Here is a 15,021-nt window from a genome sequence, read left to right on the forward strand (position 1 = left end):
CGGTCACCGCTGGAACACATAGGTGCCGGGCGCGGGGTCGGTTGCCGCATATCGCCCGTTTTTCCGGCCCATCGGCGGCGGAGCGATTTCGGCGCTTGACCGTTCGACCAGCCAGGCCGAAAGCGCCGGCCACCACGACCCTGTGCGCTGCTCTGCCTCTGTCTGCCATTCCTCTGGCGAGACATAGCGGTCGCGGCCCATGCTGGTTCGGATCCGGTAATGGCGGCCTACGTGGTCGGGTTCGCTGACGATCCCCGCATTATGCCCGCCGTTGGTCAGCACAAAGGTGATGTCCGTATCGACCATAAGATGCAACTTGAACACCGACCGCCAAGGCGCGACGTGGTCGCTGGTGGTCGAGACACAAAAGATCGGGACCGCAATATCGCCCAGCATGACGGGCGCGTCGTTGACCTCGTACAGCCCTTTGGCCAGCTCGTTGTTCAGGAAGATATGGCGCAGGTATTCACTGTGCATCTTGTAGGGCATCCGCGTCGCATCGGCGTTCCAGGCCATCAGGTCGAACATCTTCTGACGGCGCCCCATCAGATATTCGTGGATATATTGCGACCAGATCAGGTCGTTCGAGCGCAGCAGCTGAAACGCGCCCGCCATCTGTTTGGTTTCCAGATAGCCCTGATCCCACATCATGTTCTCCAGAAAGCTGACCTCGCTTTCGCTGACATACAGCTGCAACTCCCCCGCGTCCTCGAAATCGGTCTGGGTGGCCAGCAGCGTAACGCTTGCAAGCCGGTCATCACCATCGCGGGCCAATTGCGCGGCCTTGGCGGTTAACAGCGTTCCGCCAATGCAATAGCCGATGGCGTGAACCTTTTTACGGGGCACAATCGTGGTCACGGCATCCAGTGCTTCACCGACGGCATTCAGATAGTCGACCATGCCAAGATCGCGATCCTCTGCGGTAGGATTGCGCCACGAGATTATGAAAACGGTAAAGCCTTGTTCCACCAGATAGTTGACAAAGGAGTTATGCGGGGACAGGTCAAGGATGTAGTATTTCATGATCCACGCGGGCACGATCAGGATCGGTTCGGCATGCACCTTGGCCGTTTTTGGCGCGTACTGGATCAGTTCGATCAGGTGGGTGCGCAGCACGACCCGGCCCTGTGTCACCGCCACATTCCGACCCGGAAGATAGTCTTCGGCCCCGACAGGAAGCTTTCCGGAGATCGCCCGTTCCCAGTCCTCGATGAAATTGTGATAGCCGCGCGTCAGGTTCTGTCCGCCTTGCTGCACTGTTTCGCGGACCACCTCTGGGTTGGTCATGGGAAAGTTGGCGGGGGCAAACATGTCCAGCACCTGTCGCGAAACGAACGAGGCCACCTGTTCCTCGCGGCGCGTCAGGCCGTCGATGTCGTTTGTGGCATTATACCAAAACTGTTGATTCAAAAGGAAACTTTGGTAAATCAGGTTGTATGGCCAGGTCTGCCAGCCCGGATCATCAAAGCGGTGGTCATGGGGCAACGGTTCGATGCAGGGCTCGCAGCCAGAGTTGTGTATGCTATTGGCGCTATAAATCGCCAGCCGCGACATCTTGCGCGCGGCTTTCTCGATCAGTTGCGCCTGTTTGCCGGGCGACCCCATCAAATGCACCGCCCATGTGAAAACCGTAGAGGCGAGGCCATAGGGCGACACGCCCAACGTGAACCGCGCCAGATGCGCCTTTGCCGCGCGATCAAGGCTTTGGGTGCTGTAGCGGTCCGGGGCGTCAACGGGCGAGGTATAGCGGAATTCGGGCGGCTCTGCCTTTAGCCCTGCACGGTCTTCAAGGGACACAGCGTCTTGCGGGGCTTCGGCGGCGTTTACCAGTTGCAGCTTTGGGGCCTCATGCGTGCTGCCGTTTGGTTTTCCGGTGATGTTCATGTCCGGTTTTCCCTTATTGCAACGCGGGGTGAATGCCCGCGTTGCCTGCCATCTGGCGAAAAAAGCGCCGCGTCAGACAGGAACCGCCTCTGCCGCTTTTGCAGCACGGGTTCCCATCTTTGTGACATCTTCGGTCACATGAATTTCTTCGTTGACCAGATGCGCCGTGCATCTGGAATAAAGTTCGGCGCATTCCTGACTGTCCTCGATCAGCCGCTGCATCGAATGCGTCTGCCAGTCTGTGATCGCGGTGATCGCGGCGGCGGGGTCTGACATGGCCTTTGACGACACCGCCTTCGCGGTTTGCATCGCGGTCCTTGCGGCCTCGTGGCGGCGTGCAAACCAATGGCGGAAAAACTGCTCGGTCTCGCTCAGGATCTTGTCCTGCGCTGCCCAAAGCCGGTCGGTTTGCGATGTGACCAAGGGGGTGACGGCAAAGATACCCTGCGCCTGCTTGATCAGGTCGGTGACGGTGTTGAGGTTCTGTTCGGATCGGGCCATGCGGATAGTCCTTCTGGATGTGGCAACACCCGCATTCAGCACACCACCTTGGGCCTGCGCATTGATAGTCGTCAATCGGGCAGGTATTCGCCCGCCGATTATGCGCTAAAACCGCCGATTTTCCTAGAAATCCAGCCCCAGATCCAGGGTCATGGCCGAATGGGTCAGCGCACCCGACGAGATATAATCAACGCCGGTCGCGGCAACTTCGGCGATGCGGGGCAGGGTCATGTTGCCCGACGCCTCTGTCACCAGACGCCCCGCCACCAGTTGGACCGCCTCGCGCAGGGTGGCCGTATCCATGTTGTCCAGCAGCACCACATCGGCGCCGCCCGAGGCCAGCACCAGTTCAAGCTGGTCCAGACGGTCCACCTCGATCTCGACCCGCACCATATGCGAGGCCACAGCGCGCGCCGAGGTCAGCACGGCAGCAATGCCACCGGCGGCGGCGATGTGGTTGTCTTTTATCAGGATCGCGTCCGACAGCCCGAAACGGTGGTTGAACCCGCCCCCATGCAGCACGGCCTGCTTTTCCACCGCGCGCAGGCCGGGGGTGGTTTTGCGGGTGCAGGTGATGCGCGTCTTGGTGCCCCTTGTTTCCGCCACAAAGCGGTTCGTCAGGGTCGCGATGCCGCACAGACGCCCGGCAAAGTTCAGCGCGACACGTTCGGCCGACAGAATAGAGGCGGCAGATCCTGACAGTTTCATCAGCGTGTCGCCGGGGTTGCAGGGGCTTCCGTCGGGCAAATGCGTCGTGACCTTCAACGCCGGATCGACCAGACGAAACGCAATCGCGGCAAGTTGCATGCCCGAAACGATGCCGGTGCCGCGGGCATTGATCCGCGCGTCATAGGTTGTGTCTGCGGGGATGACGGCGCGGGTGGTGATGTCGCCGTATTGGCCCAGATCCTCTAGCAGGGCGGCGCGCACCAGCGGCTCAAGGATCAGGTCTGGCAGGGTGCTGTAGGCGGTCATATCGTGTTCTCCACTGCGGCTTTGCGGATCGTCAGGGCCTGTTCAAGGGTCAGGCGGCTGCGGTTGGCAAGCGCAGGATCAGGGTCGGGAAAATCGGCACGGAAATGGCCGCCGCGCGATTCCTTGCGCAGAAGGGCCGATGCGGCAATCAGCGTGGCTGTGGCGGTCATATTCTGGAACGCGGGGCAATCCTGTTGCGCCTGTTCCAGTTCGGCAATCACGCAAAGTGCGGTTTTCAGACCCGCCGCATCGCGGACAACGCCGACATGGTCCGTCATCGTCTGGCGCAGTCGGGCGATCGCCGTTTCAACGGGCGCGGTGCCTTGGCCAGTGAACCGGATATCGACCGTGGGGCAGGGCGCGCCAACCGGACCCAACGCGTCCTTGATACCGGCGGCACAGGTGCGGGCGAACACCAGCGCCTCCAGCAGGCCGTTCGAGGCAAGGCGGTTCGCGCCATGCAGACCGGTCGAGCTGGCCTCGCCGCTGACCCAGAGATTGCCAAGGCTGGCGCGCCCATCCGCGCCGGTGTCAATGCCGCCCATGTGGTAATGCGCGGCGGCGGCCACCGGAATGGCCTGTGTCACCGGGTCGATCCCGGCGCGGGCGCAGGCCTGAGCCACGGCGGGAAACTGGGTGACAACGGCCGCGCCGATGGCATCGCGCGTGTCCAGCATCGGGCGGTTTCCGGCCTGTGTCTGGGCAAAGATCGCGCGGGCCACGATATCGCGCGGGGCAAGTTCCAGATCGGGGTGGATTCCTTGCATGAACCGCTCGCCTTTGCGGTTGATCAGGGTCGCACCTTCACCGCGCAGGGCCTCTGTCGCCAAGGGCGCGGGGTCTTCGCCCATGTCGATGGCGGTGGGGTGGAACTGCACGAATTCGGCGTCCGCGATCACGGCACCGGCGCGGGCGGCCATGCCGATCACCTGACCGCGAATGCGGGGTGGATTGGTTGTCAGCGCGAAAAGTCCGCCGGACCCGCCCCCCGCCAACAGATAGGCGGCGCCCCTGATCAGCACCGGGTCCGATCCGCCCGCGGCAGAACTCTCGACCCTGATGCCAGTGACAGCACCATCCGCCGCGTCGATCCCCGTGGCCATCGCACCCTCGACGACCTGCACCGAAGGACACTGCCGGACGGCGGCGATCAGGGTTTCCATGATCCGGTATCCGGCCTGATCGCCCTTGACCCGAACGACCCGCGCGGTGCCATGGGCCGCTTCGCGGTTCAGCATATAGTTGCCTTGGGTGTCGCGGTCGAAGGGCGTGCCAAGGGTGGTCAGGTCAAGGATATGATTGCGCGCATCGCGTGTAACCTTGTCGGCAACAGCCGCGTCAACCGTGCCTGCCCCCGCAGTTACCGTGTCACGGGCATGTGCCTCGGGGGTGTCGTTCTTATCCATCGCGGCGGCAACCCCGCCCTGCGCCCAAGCAGAACTTGCCCCGGTGCCAAGCGGCTCTGGCGACAGGATCAACACGGGCAGGGGCGCAAGTTCCAGCGCGGCGTAAAGCCCCGCCAAACCCGCGCCCACTATCACGACGCGGCCTGTTGTAAGGCGTGTTTCCAAGGCTATGCCGACTTGGCCAGAGACTGGCTGAGGTCGATCATCCTGGTGACCGAAAGGCAGGCTTTTTCCGCAATCTGCGGGTCGACGATAACCTCCTGTGTCATCGTGTGCAGCGTATACAGCACCTTCTCCAGCGTGATTTTTTTCATGTAGGGGCACATGTTACAGGGCTTGGCAAACTCCACATCGGGCAGTTCGTCCGAGATATTGGCCGCCATCGAACATTCGGTCACCAGCATCGCCTTTGCGGGATTGTGCCGGTGCAGCCAGTCAATGATGCCCGATGTCGAGCCGGTGAAATCCGCCTCTGCCACCACCTCTGGCGTGCATTCGGGATGCGCGATGATCTTCACCTCGGGGTCGCTCTCGCGGTAGGCGCGCAGGTCTTCGGCGGTATACAGCTCGTGCACGATGCACGACCCTTCCCAGAACACGACCTTTTTCGTCGACTGGTTGGCGACGTTCTGCGCCAGATAGCGGTCCGGCGTCATGATGACGGTATCGCCGTCCATCGCCTCGACGATTTGCAGCGCGTTGGCAGAGGTGCAGCAGATGTCAGATGCCGCTTTGACCTCGGCGGTGGTGTTGACGTAGGACACGACAGGGGCGCCGGGGTATTTCGCGCGCATCTCTGCGACGCCCTCGGCAGTAATGCTTTCGGCCAGCGAACAGCCCGCCGCCATGTCAGGCATCAAAACCGTTTTCGACGGATTCAGGATTTTCGACGTCTCCGCCATGAAATGCACACCGCATTGCACGATGACATCTTCGGTCACCTTGGTCGCCATGATCGCCAGCTGAAGACTGTCGCCAACATGATCTGCGATGCCATGGTAGATTTCCGGCGTCATGTAGTTATGCGCAAGGATAACGGCGTTCCGCTGTTTCTTCAGCCGGTTGATCGCCACGACGTAGGGCGCAAAGATCGCCCAGTCCGCAGGCGAAATCACGCGGTCCACCTTGGCGTAGATGTCCTTGGTCGCCTCGGCAAGTTCGACCGAGGGTTTCAGATCGTATTCCTGCGACAGCAGCGTTCGGATGGTTGAAAGGTCAGGCACAGATAACTTCCCTCACGTCATTGTTGGGGCACGGTTTATAACTGTCGTGCGACAAGTTCTAGGGGCATTGACCCTGTCGTCTCTGCTTTCCAGCAAGATCTAGGATTTGTCACAACCCATTCTAGAATGTGCCCGGCACAGGCATGCTTCGCATAAGTGTAGTTATGTTATTTATGTCCGTTCCGCCGGATCGGTGGTCACCATTGCGCATAGGGTTGATCCGCGCCCCGTAAAAGGAACGCGGTGTCGAGACTTAGACCTTGGTCGCGGCAACCATGCGGACGGCCTGCGCGGCCTCGGCGCCTTTTTTGTCAAAATGCCCGGTATAGAACCCGATGTGCTCTTCTGTGGGCTGGAAGTGATGCGGCGTCAGTGAGACGGAAAACACCGGAACGCCGGTTTTCAGTTGCACCTGCATCAGGCCGGATACAACCGCATCGGCGACAAAGTCGTGACGATAGATCCCGCCATCCACGACCAGCGCTGCGGCAACAATGGCATCAAACGTGCCGGACGCGCCCAGCCTTTGCGCCAAAAGTGGCATCTCGAACGCACCCGGTACATCGTAACTTACGATGTGGAACGGAATGCCCGACGTCTCCATGTCACGGTTGAACCCGACCAACGCCTGGTCGACGATCGCGGAATGCCAGCGTGCCTTGATAAAGGCGATTTTCAGTGTGTCTGTCACAGGAACCTTCTCTCTCTCAAGCAATAGGTCCCAAGGCGATAGCGGTCAGGCCGGAACCTGCGTCCCGTCCTGCCCATTCTCTTTCATCCGGACTATACCGTCGGCCCCGGAATTTCGCCGGATCTGCTGACCCTTCTTGCGAAGGCGCTCGCGGGCTTTAACCGCCGGTGGGGAATTGCACCCCGCCCCGAGAATGCCGCCATGTACTAAGATGTGTGCCCCAAGGCAAGTGCGCCGGCGCCCCGCCGCAGCGGTCCTGCGGCAATATGCGTCGCGCCTTGGTCTTGCGTCAGCCGTTTTGCCAGACATCTTCCGCGACCTGCAAGGCCTCCTGCACCGCCAGTTCCGCCATCTTGATGGCAGCATCGCGGGTTTTGGCGGCAGCAATGAAGCGGCCATTGTGGCAAAAGCTGGCACCGGCGACGCCGCAAGCGGCCTCCAGATCGGCATGGGTCAGCCCGGCCCAGGCCGCGGGCAGATCGGCGCGCAGTTCGAACCCTTCGCTGGCACGGCGGATTCCGGTCAGGCACCAGTCCTGCTGACGCGGGTGGATCACGAACAACAGGTGATCGGCCTGCGCTTTTACAACGGCAGACCGAAAGGGCATTCCGCTCGGCAGTTCCAGAACACGCCCTTCGCCCGCGTCCACGATGGCGCGATGCACCAGCGCCTCGGCCCGCAGTTTTGCGGCGCTTCGACCGACCCGCGCCTCGGCAAAGCTGCGCGCGATGCCCAGGGCGATGCGGAACGCGCGGTCCTCCGCGTCCGGGTCGGTGTCATCGAAGACGGGCTTCAGCGTTTCCAGCAGGCCCGGCAATGTCAACCCGGAGAGCGGCCCCGCCACGGACAGATTCAAGGCGCCATTATCGACCAGATCGACGGGCAAAACGAAATCGGCGTCGAACGAGGCATGGACTTTTTCCAGTTGGTCCTGCGGGATGCCGAAGGTCGCCAGATAGTCGTGGCCATAGTGTTTCCAGATCAGCCCGAACGAGCTGTAGGGTTGGCCATCCTCGCGCAGCGGGGCGCCGCGCTGATGGTGATCGAAAATCCGCGCCTGTGCATCGTAGGCCCCGCCGACATCATAGATGATGCGATCCGCGCCGGGGGTGATCCAGTCGGGCGACCGGCTGCGCATGATGGATGCGTCCGGGAAAAGCCGTTGCAGGATGACGCTGGACAGCAGTTCATCGGCATGGAACCCGCCGGAATGGGTCACTAGAAAATCGGGGATCATACCGGATACACCTTGTTATTCAAAGGGTTATTGGCTTATGCGGCCGCTTTTACGGACCGCTTTTCAAAGATCTTTTGCCAGCCGGAGACGGCCTCTTCGGTCAGGTAAAGCAGCCCCGCCACATCCTCGACCGGCAGGCCTTCGGACAAAAGAAGCAGGGCATTGGCCATGCGTGCCTGCAAAACATCGGGGGACTTGCTTTGCAATGCCTGCATCAGCATGTCGTGGTCGTCGTTGGTCAGAAGTGTATTGGTCATAGGCTCTTTGATCTTTGTGAATTCAGCCCCCGCGATTGCCATAAAGCAACGGCAGTGGCAACGGCGCGTTTCAGCCGGACGTTATGGTTTTCGAAAGAAAAAGCGTTCCTACCTATAAGAAACGATCCTTGAAATGCAGTCGGCGTCACGCAAACCATCGTTGACGCGACTGACTTTTGTCCGCTTGGCCCGATTGGCGTCCGTTTCGAAAGGGCGGCATCGGCAATATCGGCGCAGGTGGACACAATTGCTGTTTGCTCGGATAAGTAAGCCCGATACTTTTTGGCAGAAAAGAAGGACTGCCGGAAAAATCGGGGCTGGCTGGCCGGACCTTACGGGATCACAACGTCCGGTCCAGCAGCGCCAGCCAGTTCCCCCGGCTGATCTTGTGCACCAGATCCGCGCCGTAGCCATGCGCCAGCATCGCGGCCTGAAACGCGGGCACCCCTGTCACATCGCCGATGCCGTCAGGAATGGTCGCACCGTCGAAATCCGACCCCAGCCCGACGCGATCCTCGCCCAGATGGTGCAACAGGTGGTCCATGTGGCGCAGCAGGATGTCCCAGCCCACATCGGCGCCCTTTAGCCCGTCGGGCCGCAGGAACGACACCGCATAGTTCAGCCCGACCATCCCGTCAGAGGCGGCGATCACCCCCAGTTGCCGGTCCGTCAGGTTGCGGGTCGATTGCGTGACCGCATAGGCGTTGGAATGGGTGGCGACCAGCGGCGCATCGCTGATCGCGGCGACATCGTCGAACCCTTTTTCGTTCAGGTGCGACAGGTCGACCATGATGTTCAGCGCGTTGCATTCGCGGATCAGCGCCTTGCCCGCATCGGTCAGTCCCGGCCCCGTATCGGGCGAACCCGGAAACCGGAACGGCACGCCGTGGCCGAACACCGTCGGGCGCGACCAGACCGGCCCGAGAGAGCGCAGCCCCGCCGCATGCCAGACGTGCAGCGCGTCAAGATCGGCGCCGATCGCCTCGGCACCTTCCATATGCATGATCGCCGCGATGACACCGCGCGCGACGCAATCGCGCACCTCGGCCGCCGTCCGGCAGATCTTGAAGGCACCGCCTGCCGCGCGCTCCATCCACATCAGATGTCCGGCCATGGCCAGCGCCACAGGCTGCGCGCCATCGACCCCGATCAGGTCGGGCAAGGGCAGGTCATAGGGCGGGTGGCTCATCAGGGCATCGAAATCGGGGGCGTCATGGGCCACGGGCGAGGGAATGTAGATCGCAAAAAATCCACCCGCGAAACCGGCCTTTTGCATTCGGGGCAAGTCCAGATGTCCCTTGCCGTTTCCCGTCAGCCAGGTCGCCTTTCGGTTGGCGGGATCGCGCAGCAGGCGCAAGAGGAAATCGTTGTGCCCGTCGAAATGCGGGATGGGGGTCGTCATTCGGTCTTTTCCTTTTCGTCCGCGCGGTAGCCCAATGTGGCCGACAGCAGCGACTGTGTATAGGGTTCCTTGGCGCGCCGCGCCTGAAGATCCTCGCGGGTCATTTCCTCGACCGCAAGACCGTGCTGCATCACCAAAAGCCGCTCGCACATATGCGCCACCACCGACAGATCGTGGCTGACCATCACATAGGTCAGGCCGCGTTCGCCGCGCAGGCGGTCCAGCAGGTTCAGCACCTCTGCCTGAATCGACGCATCCAGCGCCGAGGTCGGTTCGTCCAGCAACAGGATGCTCGGTTCAAGGATCAGCGCGCGGGCAATGGCCACCCGTTGACGTTGTCCGCCCGACAGCTGGTGCGGATAGCGAAAGCGAAAGCCCTGCCCCAACCCCACATCCTCCAACGCCCGGTCCACGCGGTTCTCGCGGTCGTCAAAGCCGTGGATCGCCAGAGGTTCCGACAGCACGCGGTCGACCGTGTGGCGCGGATGAAGCGAGGCATAGGGGTCCTGGAACACCATCTGCACCTGTCGGTAGAACGCAGAGGTCAGCGGCAGGATCAGCGCCTCTCCGTCCACGCGGATCGTGCCAGCGGTGCGCGGCGCAAGCCCGCAGATCGCACGCAGAACGGTGGACTTGCCAGACCCGCTTTCGCCGACGATGCCATAGCTTTCGCCTTGTTTCACGGCAAAGGAAACGCCGCGCACGGCATGGACTTTTTCCGCGCCCTTGGAAAAGGTGACTTCCAGATTTTCAACGTCAAGAATTGCCATCAGTTCGCCCAGGCCTCGTCCCGCTCCAGGATCGGCAGCGGCCGGATGCCACCCTCGATCCGTGGCAGACAGTTGAAAAGCCCCTGTGTATAGGGGTGTTTGGCGTGGGCAAGGTCCGACGCCGCGATTTCTTCGACGACCTGCCCCGCATACATCACCAGAACGCGGTCGCAGAATGAGGACACCAGCCGAAGGTCGTGGCTGATAAAGATCAGGCCCATGCCGCGGTCGGTCACCAGCCGGTCAAGGATGCGCAGCACCTCGATCTGGACGGTCACATCCAACGCCGATGTGGGTTCGTCCGCGATCAGCAGTTCGGGCTCGGTGATCAGCATCATCGCGATCATCGCGCGTTGCCCCATGCCCCCCGACAGCTCGTGTGGATAGGCGCCCATCACCCGCTCGGCGTCGCGGATTTGCACCGCGTCCAGCATCTCCAGCGATTTCGCTTTCGCCTCCGACTTCGAGGCGCGACCATGGGTGCGATAGGCCTCCATCAGTTGCCGCCCGATGGTCATCACCGGATTAAGCGAGAATTTCGGGTCCTGCATGACCATGGAAATCCGTTGCCCGCGAATGGCCCGCCATTGCGCCTTTGTCGCGTTCCGCAGATCGGTGCCGTCGAACTCCAGCCGCTTTGCGACAGCCTTGCCGGGTTCGGGCGTCAGGCCAAGAATGGCGCGGCCGGTTTGCGACTTTCCCGACCCGCTTTCCCCGACGATGCCTAGGCGTTCGCGGCCCATGGAAAAACTGACGCCGCGCACGACCTCGACCGGGCCGTGGCGCGACGGGAAAGAGATGCGCAGATCTTCTACAGTCAACAAATTGCTCATTTCAGCCCCTTCGGGTCAAGCACATCGCGCAGCCCGTCACCCAAAAGGTTGAACCCAAGGGAGACCACGAAAATCGCGATGCCGGGCATCGTTGCCACCCACCAGAAATCAATCAGGAACCGCCGCCCCGAGGCGATCATAGCCCCCCATTCGGGCTGTGGCGGCTGCGCGCCAAGGCCCAGAAAGCCAAGGCCGGCGGCGGTCAGGATGATACCCGCCATATCCAGCGTCACGCGGATGATGACCGACGACAGGCACAAAGGCACGACATGCCCCCAGATGATCCGCGCCGGCCCCGCCCCTTGCAGGCGGATCGCGGCGATATAATCGGTGTCGCGAATGGTCAGCGTTTCGGCGCGCGCCAGACGGGCATAGGGCGGCCAGCTGGTGATCGCGATGGCGATGATTGCGTTCTCGATGCCCGGCCCCAACGCAGCCACAAAGGCAAGGGCCAGGATCAGGCGCGGAAAGGCCAGAAAGATGTCGGTCAGGCGCATCAGCACCGTATCGACCCAGCCGCCGAAATAGCCCGCCGTGGTGCCGACAAGCAGCCCGATCGGCGTGGCGATCACCGCCACCAGCGCCACAACCATCAGCGTCAGTCGCGCGCCGTGCACGACCCGGCTAAAGATATCGCGGGCCTGTTCATCTGTGCCCATCAGATGCGCGGCACTTGGCGGCAACAGCCGCTCTGTGCGCAGATCGCCACCCGAAAGCGGGTTATAGGGCGCGATCGCATTGGCAAAGACCGCGACCAGAACCAGCAGTACAACAATGCCAAGACCGACCATCGCCAGACGGTTGGTGCGAAAAGCCAGCCAGGTGCGATAGGTCTGCCCTGCCCGTGCCTGACGGCGCGAGGTCGGGTGATCGGACAAAAGCCATTCGCGGCGGGACAGGACAGGCACAGTCATCCGCGCCTCCTGACCCGGGGGTCAAGCACGGTATACAGTAGATCGGACAACAGGTTCAGCCCCACGAAAATAACGCCGATCACCAGTGTCCCGCCAAGCACGGCGTTCATATCGGCATTTTGCAGCGAATTGGTCAGATATTGCCCCAACCCCGGCCAGGCAAAGACGGTCTCGGTCAGCACCGACCCCTCCAGCAGGCTGGCATAGGACAACGCGATCACGGTCACCAAAGGCACAGCGGCATTGCGCAGGGCGTGGACCCAGATGATCCGCCATTCCGCAACACCCTTGACCCGCGCGGTGGTCACATATTCCTGCGCAAGCTCGTTCAGCATGAAACTGCGGGTCATCCGGCTGATATAGGCCATGGAATAATACCCCAGCAGCGAGGCGGGCAGGATGATGTGGGAAAAGACGTTTCCGAAGGCCTCCCACTGGCCCTGAATCGCGGTGTCGATCAGCAACAGGCCGGTGATCTGGGTGACGGAATATTCGTATGCGATATCTATCCGCCCCGGCCCCGCAACCCAGTCCAGTTGTGCGTAAAATACCAAGAGACCCAGAAGGCCCAGCCAGAAGATCGGGGCGGAATAGCCGATCAGGCCCACCACCCGCACGATCTGGTCGATCAGCTTGCCCTGCTTCACCGCCGCCAGAACCCCGACGGGCAGACCCAGAACCGTGCCGATGATGATTGCGACCGTGGCCAGTTCCAGCGTGGCGGGAAACACCCGCCGAATATCCTCGGCAATGTCTTTCTTGGTCAGAAGCGAGGTGCCGAAATCGCCCACGACCGCTTTTTTCAGGTAGATCCAGAATTGCTCGTAGATCGGCTTGTCCAGACCAAGTTCGATAAACGCCTTATCATAGGTGGACTGCGACGCGCGGTCGCCCACCACCGCCAGCACCGGATCGACAGGCACGACGCGCCCGATCAGAAAGGTCACCAGCAACAGACCGAAGAACGTTACCGCCAATGTCCCGCACAGTCGCGCAACAGGCATGATCCAGGTGGAAGGGGCGCGCAGGCGCCCCCCCGTTTGCGATGGTGTTGCACTCATTCCTTGGTCACAGCCCGGAACGAGTTGTCGTTGAACGACGGGCCGACGATAAAGCCCTTCACGTTAGACCGGATGCCCAGAACTTCGATTTCCTGGAACATGATGACAAAGGGGGACATCGCCTGATGCTCTTTTTGCAGCTCGACATACATCTCTGCCCGCTTGCCCGCGTCGCTTTCAAGAACGGCGGCGTCGGCTTTTGCGGTCATTCCAGGAATGTCCCAGGCGTTGCGCCATGCCAGTGGCTTGGACGTCGCATCGTCGGAATTGTCGGGGTTGCGCGCAAAGGTATCGGCGTTTGTGTGCGGGTCCTGATAGTCGGGGCCCCAGCGGCCGATATAGATGTCGTGGTTCCGTGCGCGATACTTGGTCAACGTCTGCTGGCCATCGCCCGGAATCAGTTCCATCGTGATGCCGGCCATGGCCATCGTTTGCTGGATCGCTTGCGCAATGCCGGTGATTTCAGGCGTGTTGCGGGTGTCCATCGTCACGGTAAAGCCATCTGGCACACCGGCCGCTGCCAGCAGTTCCTTGGCCTTCTCGACGTTCAGCGCGAATGGCGTGTCTTCCAGTGCGCCAAGGAACCCCTTGGGCAGGAACGCCTGATGCACGGTCACTTTGCCCTTCATGATCGTATCGGCAATCGCCGCATAGTCGACCAGATACTTCATCGCCTGACGCACCTCGGGCTTGGACAGGAACGCGTTCTTCTGGTTCAGACCAAGGTAGTAGATCGAGCCTTTGACGCCACTTTCGATCGTGATGTCGGGGTTCGACCCCAGGGCCACGATTTCCTCTGCCCCAAGGTTGCGGGCGATGTCGATATCACCTTTTTCCAGCAGCAGGCGCTGCGTTGCGGCCTCTGGGATATGGCGATAGATCGCGCGCGCCATTTCGGGCGCTGCTCCATTGTAATTATCGTTGCGTTCCAGCACGATAACCTCGTTTGCGCGCCACTCTCGGATGCTGAAAGCCCCCGATCCCGCATAGTTCGTTTTCAGCCAGTTATAACCGAAATCGCCATCGGCCTCGTGGCTGGCAACCAACGCCTTGTCGACGATGAAACCAACCGTCGCGGTCAGGCAATACAGCACCAGCGTCGGCGCATAGGGTTTGTCCATCTCGAATTCGAACGTCATGTCGCCGGTCTGGCGGATCATCGCATCGACGTTCTCGGGGCTGAACCCGAATTGCGTCAGGATGAACGCGGGGGACTTGTCCAGCTTGACCGCGCGGGTCAGCGAATAGACGGCATCGGCGGCGGTGATCGGGTTGCCGCTTGCGAATTTCATGTCGGGACGGATGTTGAAGGTGAATGTCTTGCCGTCGGCTGACACTTCCCAGCTTTCGGCGATCACACCGAAGATGTCGGAGACATCGTTCACGTCATAGCCGACCAGCGGCTGGTAAGAGTTTCCGAGAATTTCGGAGGCGGTGAACTCGAACACCTCCGCCGGATCAAGGCTGATCACATCGTCGATCGACCAGGCCTGAATCAGGGTGTCTTTCGGGGTTTCGGCCAGCGCCATGGGCGGTGCAAACGCGGTTAGGGCCGCAACGGCGGCTGCCGCAATAAATCTTGAGATGTTTGACATCTTTGACCTCGCTGTTGAATGGTGGCGCGGCGAATGGTGCCAAAGGTCCAAATCCACGCTCTGGCACGATTAGCGCGAGAGTTTCGGGGCAAGTCAAGTTGCCTGCCGCAGGCCCGGCAAACCCGCCAGGCGCTGCCACTTCCATGGGCAGGGGGGTGTGCGTTTGCCTGTAATTTTATCAACTGGTAAAATACTGCGTGAAATCAAAGGTCTACATCTGGCCCGCAGATCATGGCGCGGGACGGGCAAGGGAAAAATCGGCCAGAATTGCC

Annotated in this window: 14 protein-coding genes and 1 riboswitch; all 14 genes read right to left on the reverse strand. The window is 61.3% G+C overall.

Annotated features, from left to right (window positions below):
- Positions 1–3: 3 nt before the first annotated feature.
- The 14 genes from ACEN2R_RS13025 to ACEN2R_RS13090 all read right to left on the reverse strand — a co-directional run bounded on the left by ACEN2R_RS13025 (position 4) and on the right by ACEN2R_RS13090 (position 14,749).
- Positions 4–1,884, reverse strand: coding sequence for a PHA/PHB synthase family protein (locus ACEN2R_RS13025; RefSeq protein WP_442042862.1), 1,881 nt, complete (start codon positions 1,882–1,884; stop codon positions 4–6).
- Positions 1,885–1,956: 72 nt separating this feature from the next.
- Complete coding sequence (locus ACEN2R_RS13030) at positions 1,957–2,385, reverse strand: hypothetical protein (RefSeq protein ID WP_442042864.1); 429 nt, start codon at positions 2,383–2,385, stop codon at positions 1,957–1,959.
- 123 nt (positions 2,386–2,508) lie between these two features.
- Entirely contained in the window at positions 2,509–3,360 is an 852-nt protein-coding gene (gene nadC / locus ACEN2R_RS13035; RefSeq protein WP_442042866.1) for a carboxylating nicotinate-nucleotide diphosphorylase, read from the reverse strand.
- Positions 3,357–4,931 carry an L-aspartate oxidase gene (locus tag ACEN2R_RS13040; protein ID WP_442042868.1) on the reverse strand — a complete coding sequence of 525 codons (1,575 nt, stop codon included), beginning with the start codon at positions 4,929–4,931 and terminating at the stop codon, positions 3,357–3,359. Before ACEN2R_RS13040 ends, nadC begins: the two co-directional genes overlap by 4 nt.
- 2 nt (positions 4,932–4,933) lie before the next feature.
- Positions 4,934–5,989 carry a quinolinate synthase NadA gene (gene nadA / locus ACEN2R_RS13045; RefSeq protein ID WP_442042870.1) on the reverse strand — a complete coding sequence of 352 codons (1,056 nt, stop codon included), beginning with the start codon at positions 5,987–5,989 and terminating at the stop codon, positions 4,934–4,936.
- A gap of 253 nt (positions 5,990–6,242) precedes the next feature.
- Positions 6,243–6,680 (reverse strand): 6,7-dimethyl-8-ribityllumazine synthase, encoded by a 438-nt coding sequence (locus ACEN2R_RS13050; RefSeq protein WP_442042872.1) that lies wholly within the window; start codon positions 6,678–6,680, stop codon positions 6,243–6,245.
- Between the two features lie 71 nt (positions 6,681–6,751).
- Positions 6,752–6,879, reverse strand: a riboswitch (FMN riboswitch).
- A 90-nt stretch (positions 6,880–6,969) separates the two neighbouring features.
- Positions 6,970–7,917 carry an MYG1 family protein gene (locus tag ACEN2R_RS13055; protein ID WP_442042874.1) on the reverse strand — a complete coding sequence of 316 codons (948 nt, stop codon included), beginning with the start codon at positions 7,915–7,917 and terminating at the stop codon, positions 6,970–6,972.
- Between the two features lie 35 nt (positions 7,918–7,952).
- Complete coding sequence (locus ACEN2R_RS13060; protein WP_442042875.1) at positions 7,953–8,174, reverse strand: hypothetical protein; 222 nt, start codon at positions 8,172–8,174, stop codon at positions 7,953–7,955.
- Between the two features lie 340 nt (positions 8,175–8,514).
- The gene (locus ACEN2R_RS13065) at positions 8,515–9,576 is read right to left on the reverse strand and encodes a dipeptidase (protein WP_442042877.1); all 1,062 of its coding nucleotides are present in this window, start codon (positions 9,574–9,576) and stop codon (positions 8,515–8,517) included.
- Positions 9,573–10,346, reverse strand: a complete 774-nt coding sequence (locus tag ACEN2R_RS13070) for an ABC transporter ATP-binding protein (protein ID WP_442042879.1) — start codon at positions 10,344–10,346, stop codon at positions 9,573–9,575. The genes ACEN2R_RS13065 and ACEN2R_RS13070 overlap by 4 nt, the downstream gene beginning before the upstream one ends.
- On the reverse strand, positions 10,346–11,179 hold the full coding sequence (locus ACEN2R_RS13075; RefSeq protein ID WP_442042881.1) for an ABC transporter ATP-binding protein: 834 nt from the start codon (positions 11,177–11,179) through the stop codon (positions 10,346–10,348). Before ACEN2R_RS13075 ends, ACEN2R_RS13070 begins: the two co-directional genes overlap by 1 nt.
- Positions 11,176–12,078 carry an ABC transporter permease gene (locus tag ACEN2R_RS13080; protein ID WP_442042972.1) on the reverse strand — a complete coding sequence of 301 codons (903 nt, stop codon included), beginning with the start codon at positions 12,076–12,078 and terminating at the stop codon, positions 11,176–11,178. Before ACEN2R_RS13080 ends, ACEN2R_RS13075 begins: the two co-directional genes overlap by 4 nt.
- Positions 12,079–12,089: 11 nt before the next feature.
- Positions 12,090–13,154 carry an ABC transporter permease gene (locus ACEN2R_RS13085; protein ID WP_442042883.1) on the reverse strand — a complete coding sequence of 355 codons (1,065 nt, stop codon included), beginning with the start codon at positions 13,152–13,154 and terminating at the stop codon, positions 12,090–12,092.
- On the reverse strand, positions 13,151–14,749 hold the full coding sequence (locus tag ACEN2R_RS13090; protein WP_442042885.1) for an ABC transporter substrate-binding protein: 1,599 nt from the start codon (positions 14,747–14,749) through the stop codon (positions 13,151–13,153). Before ACEN2R_RS13090 ends, ACEN2R_RS13085 begins: the two co-directional genes overlap by 4 nt.
- Between the last annotated feature and the right edge of the window lie 272 nt (positions 14,750–15,021).

The sequence above is a fragment of the Pseudogemmobacter sp. W21_MBD1_M6 genome, assembly GCF_052119585.1.
Taxonomy (GTDB): Bacteria; Pseudomonadota; Alphaproteobacteria; order Rhodobacterales; family Rhodobacteraceae; genus JBGQOJ01.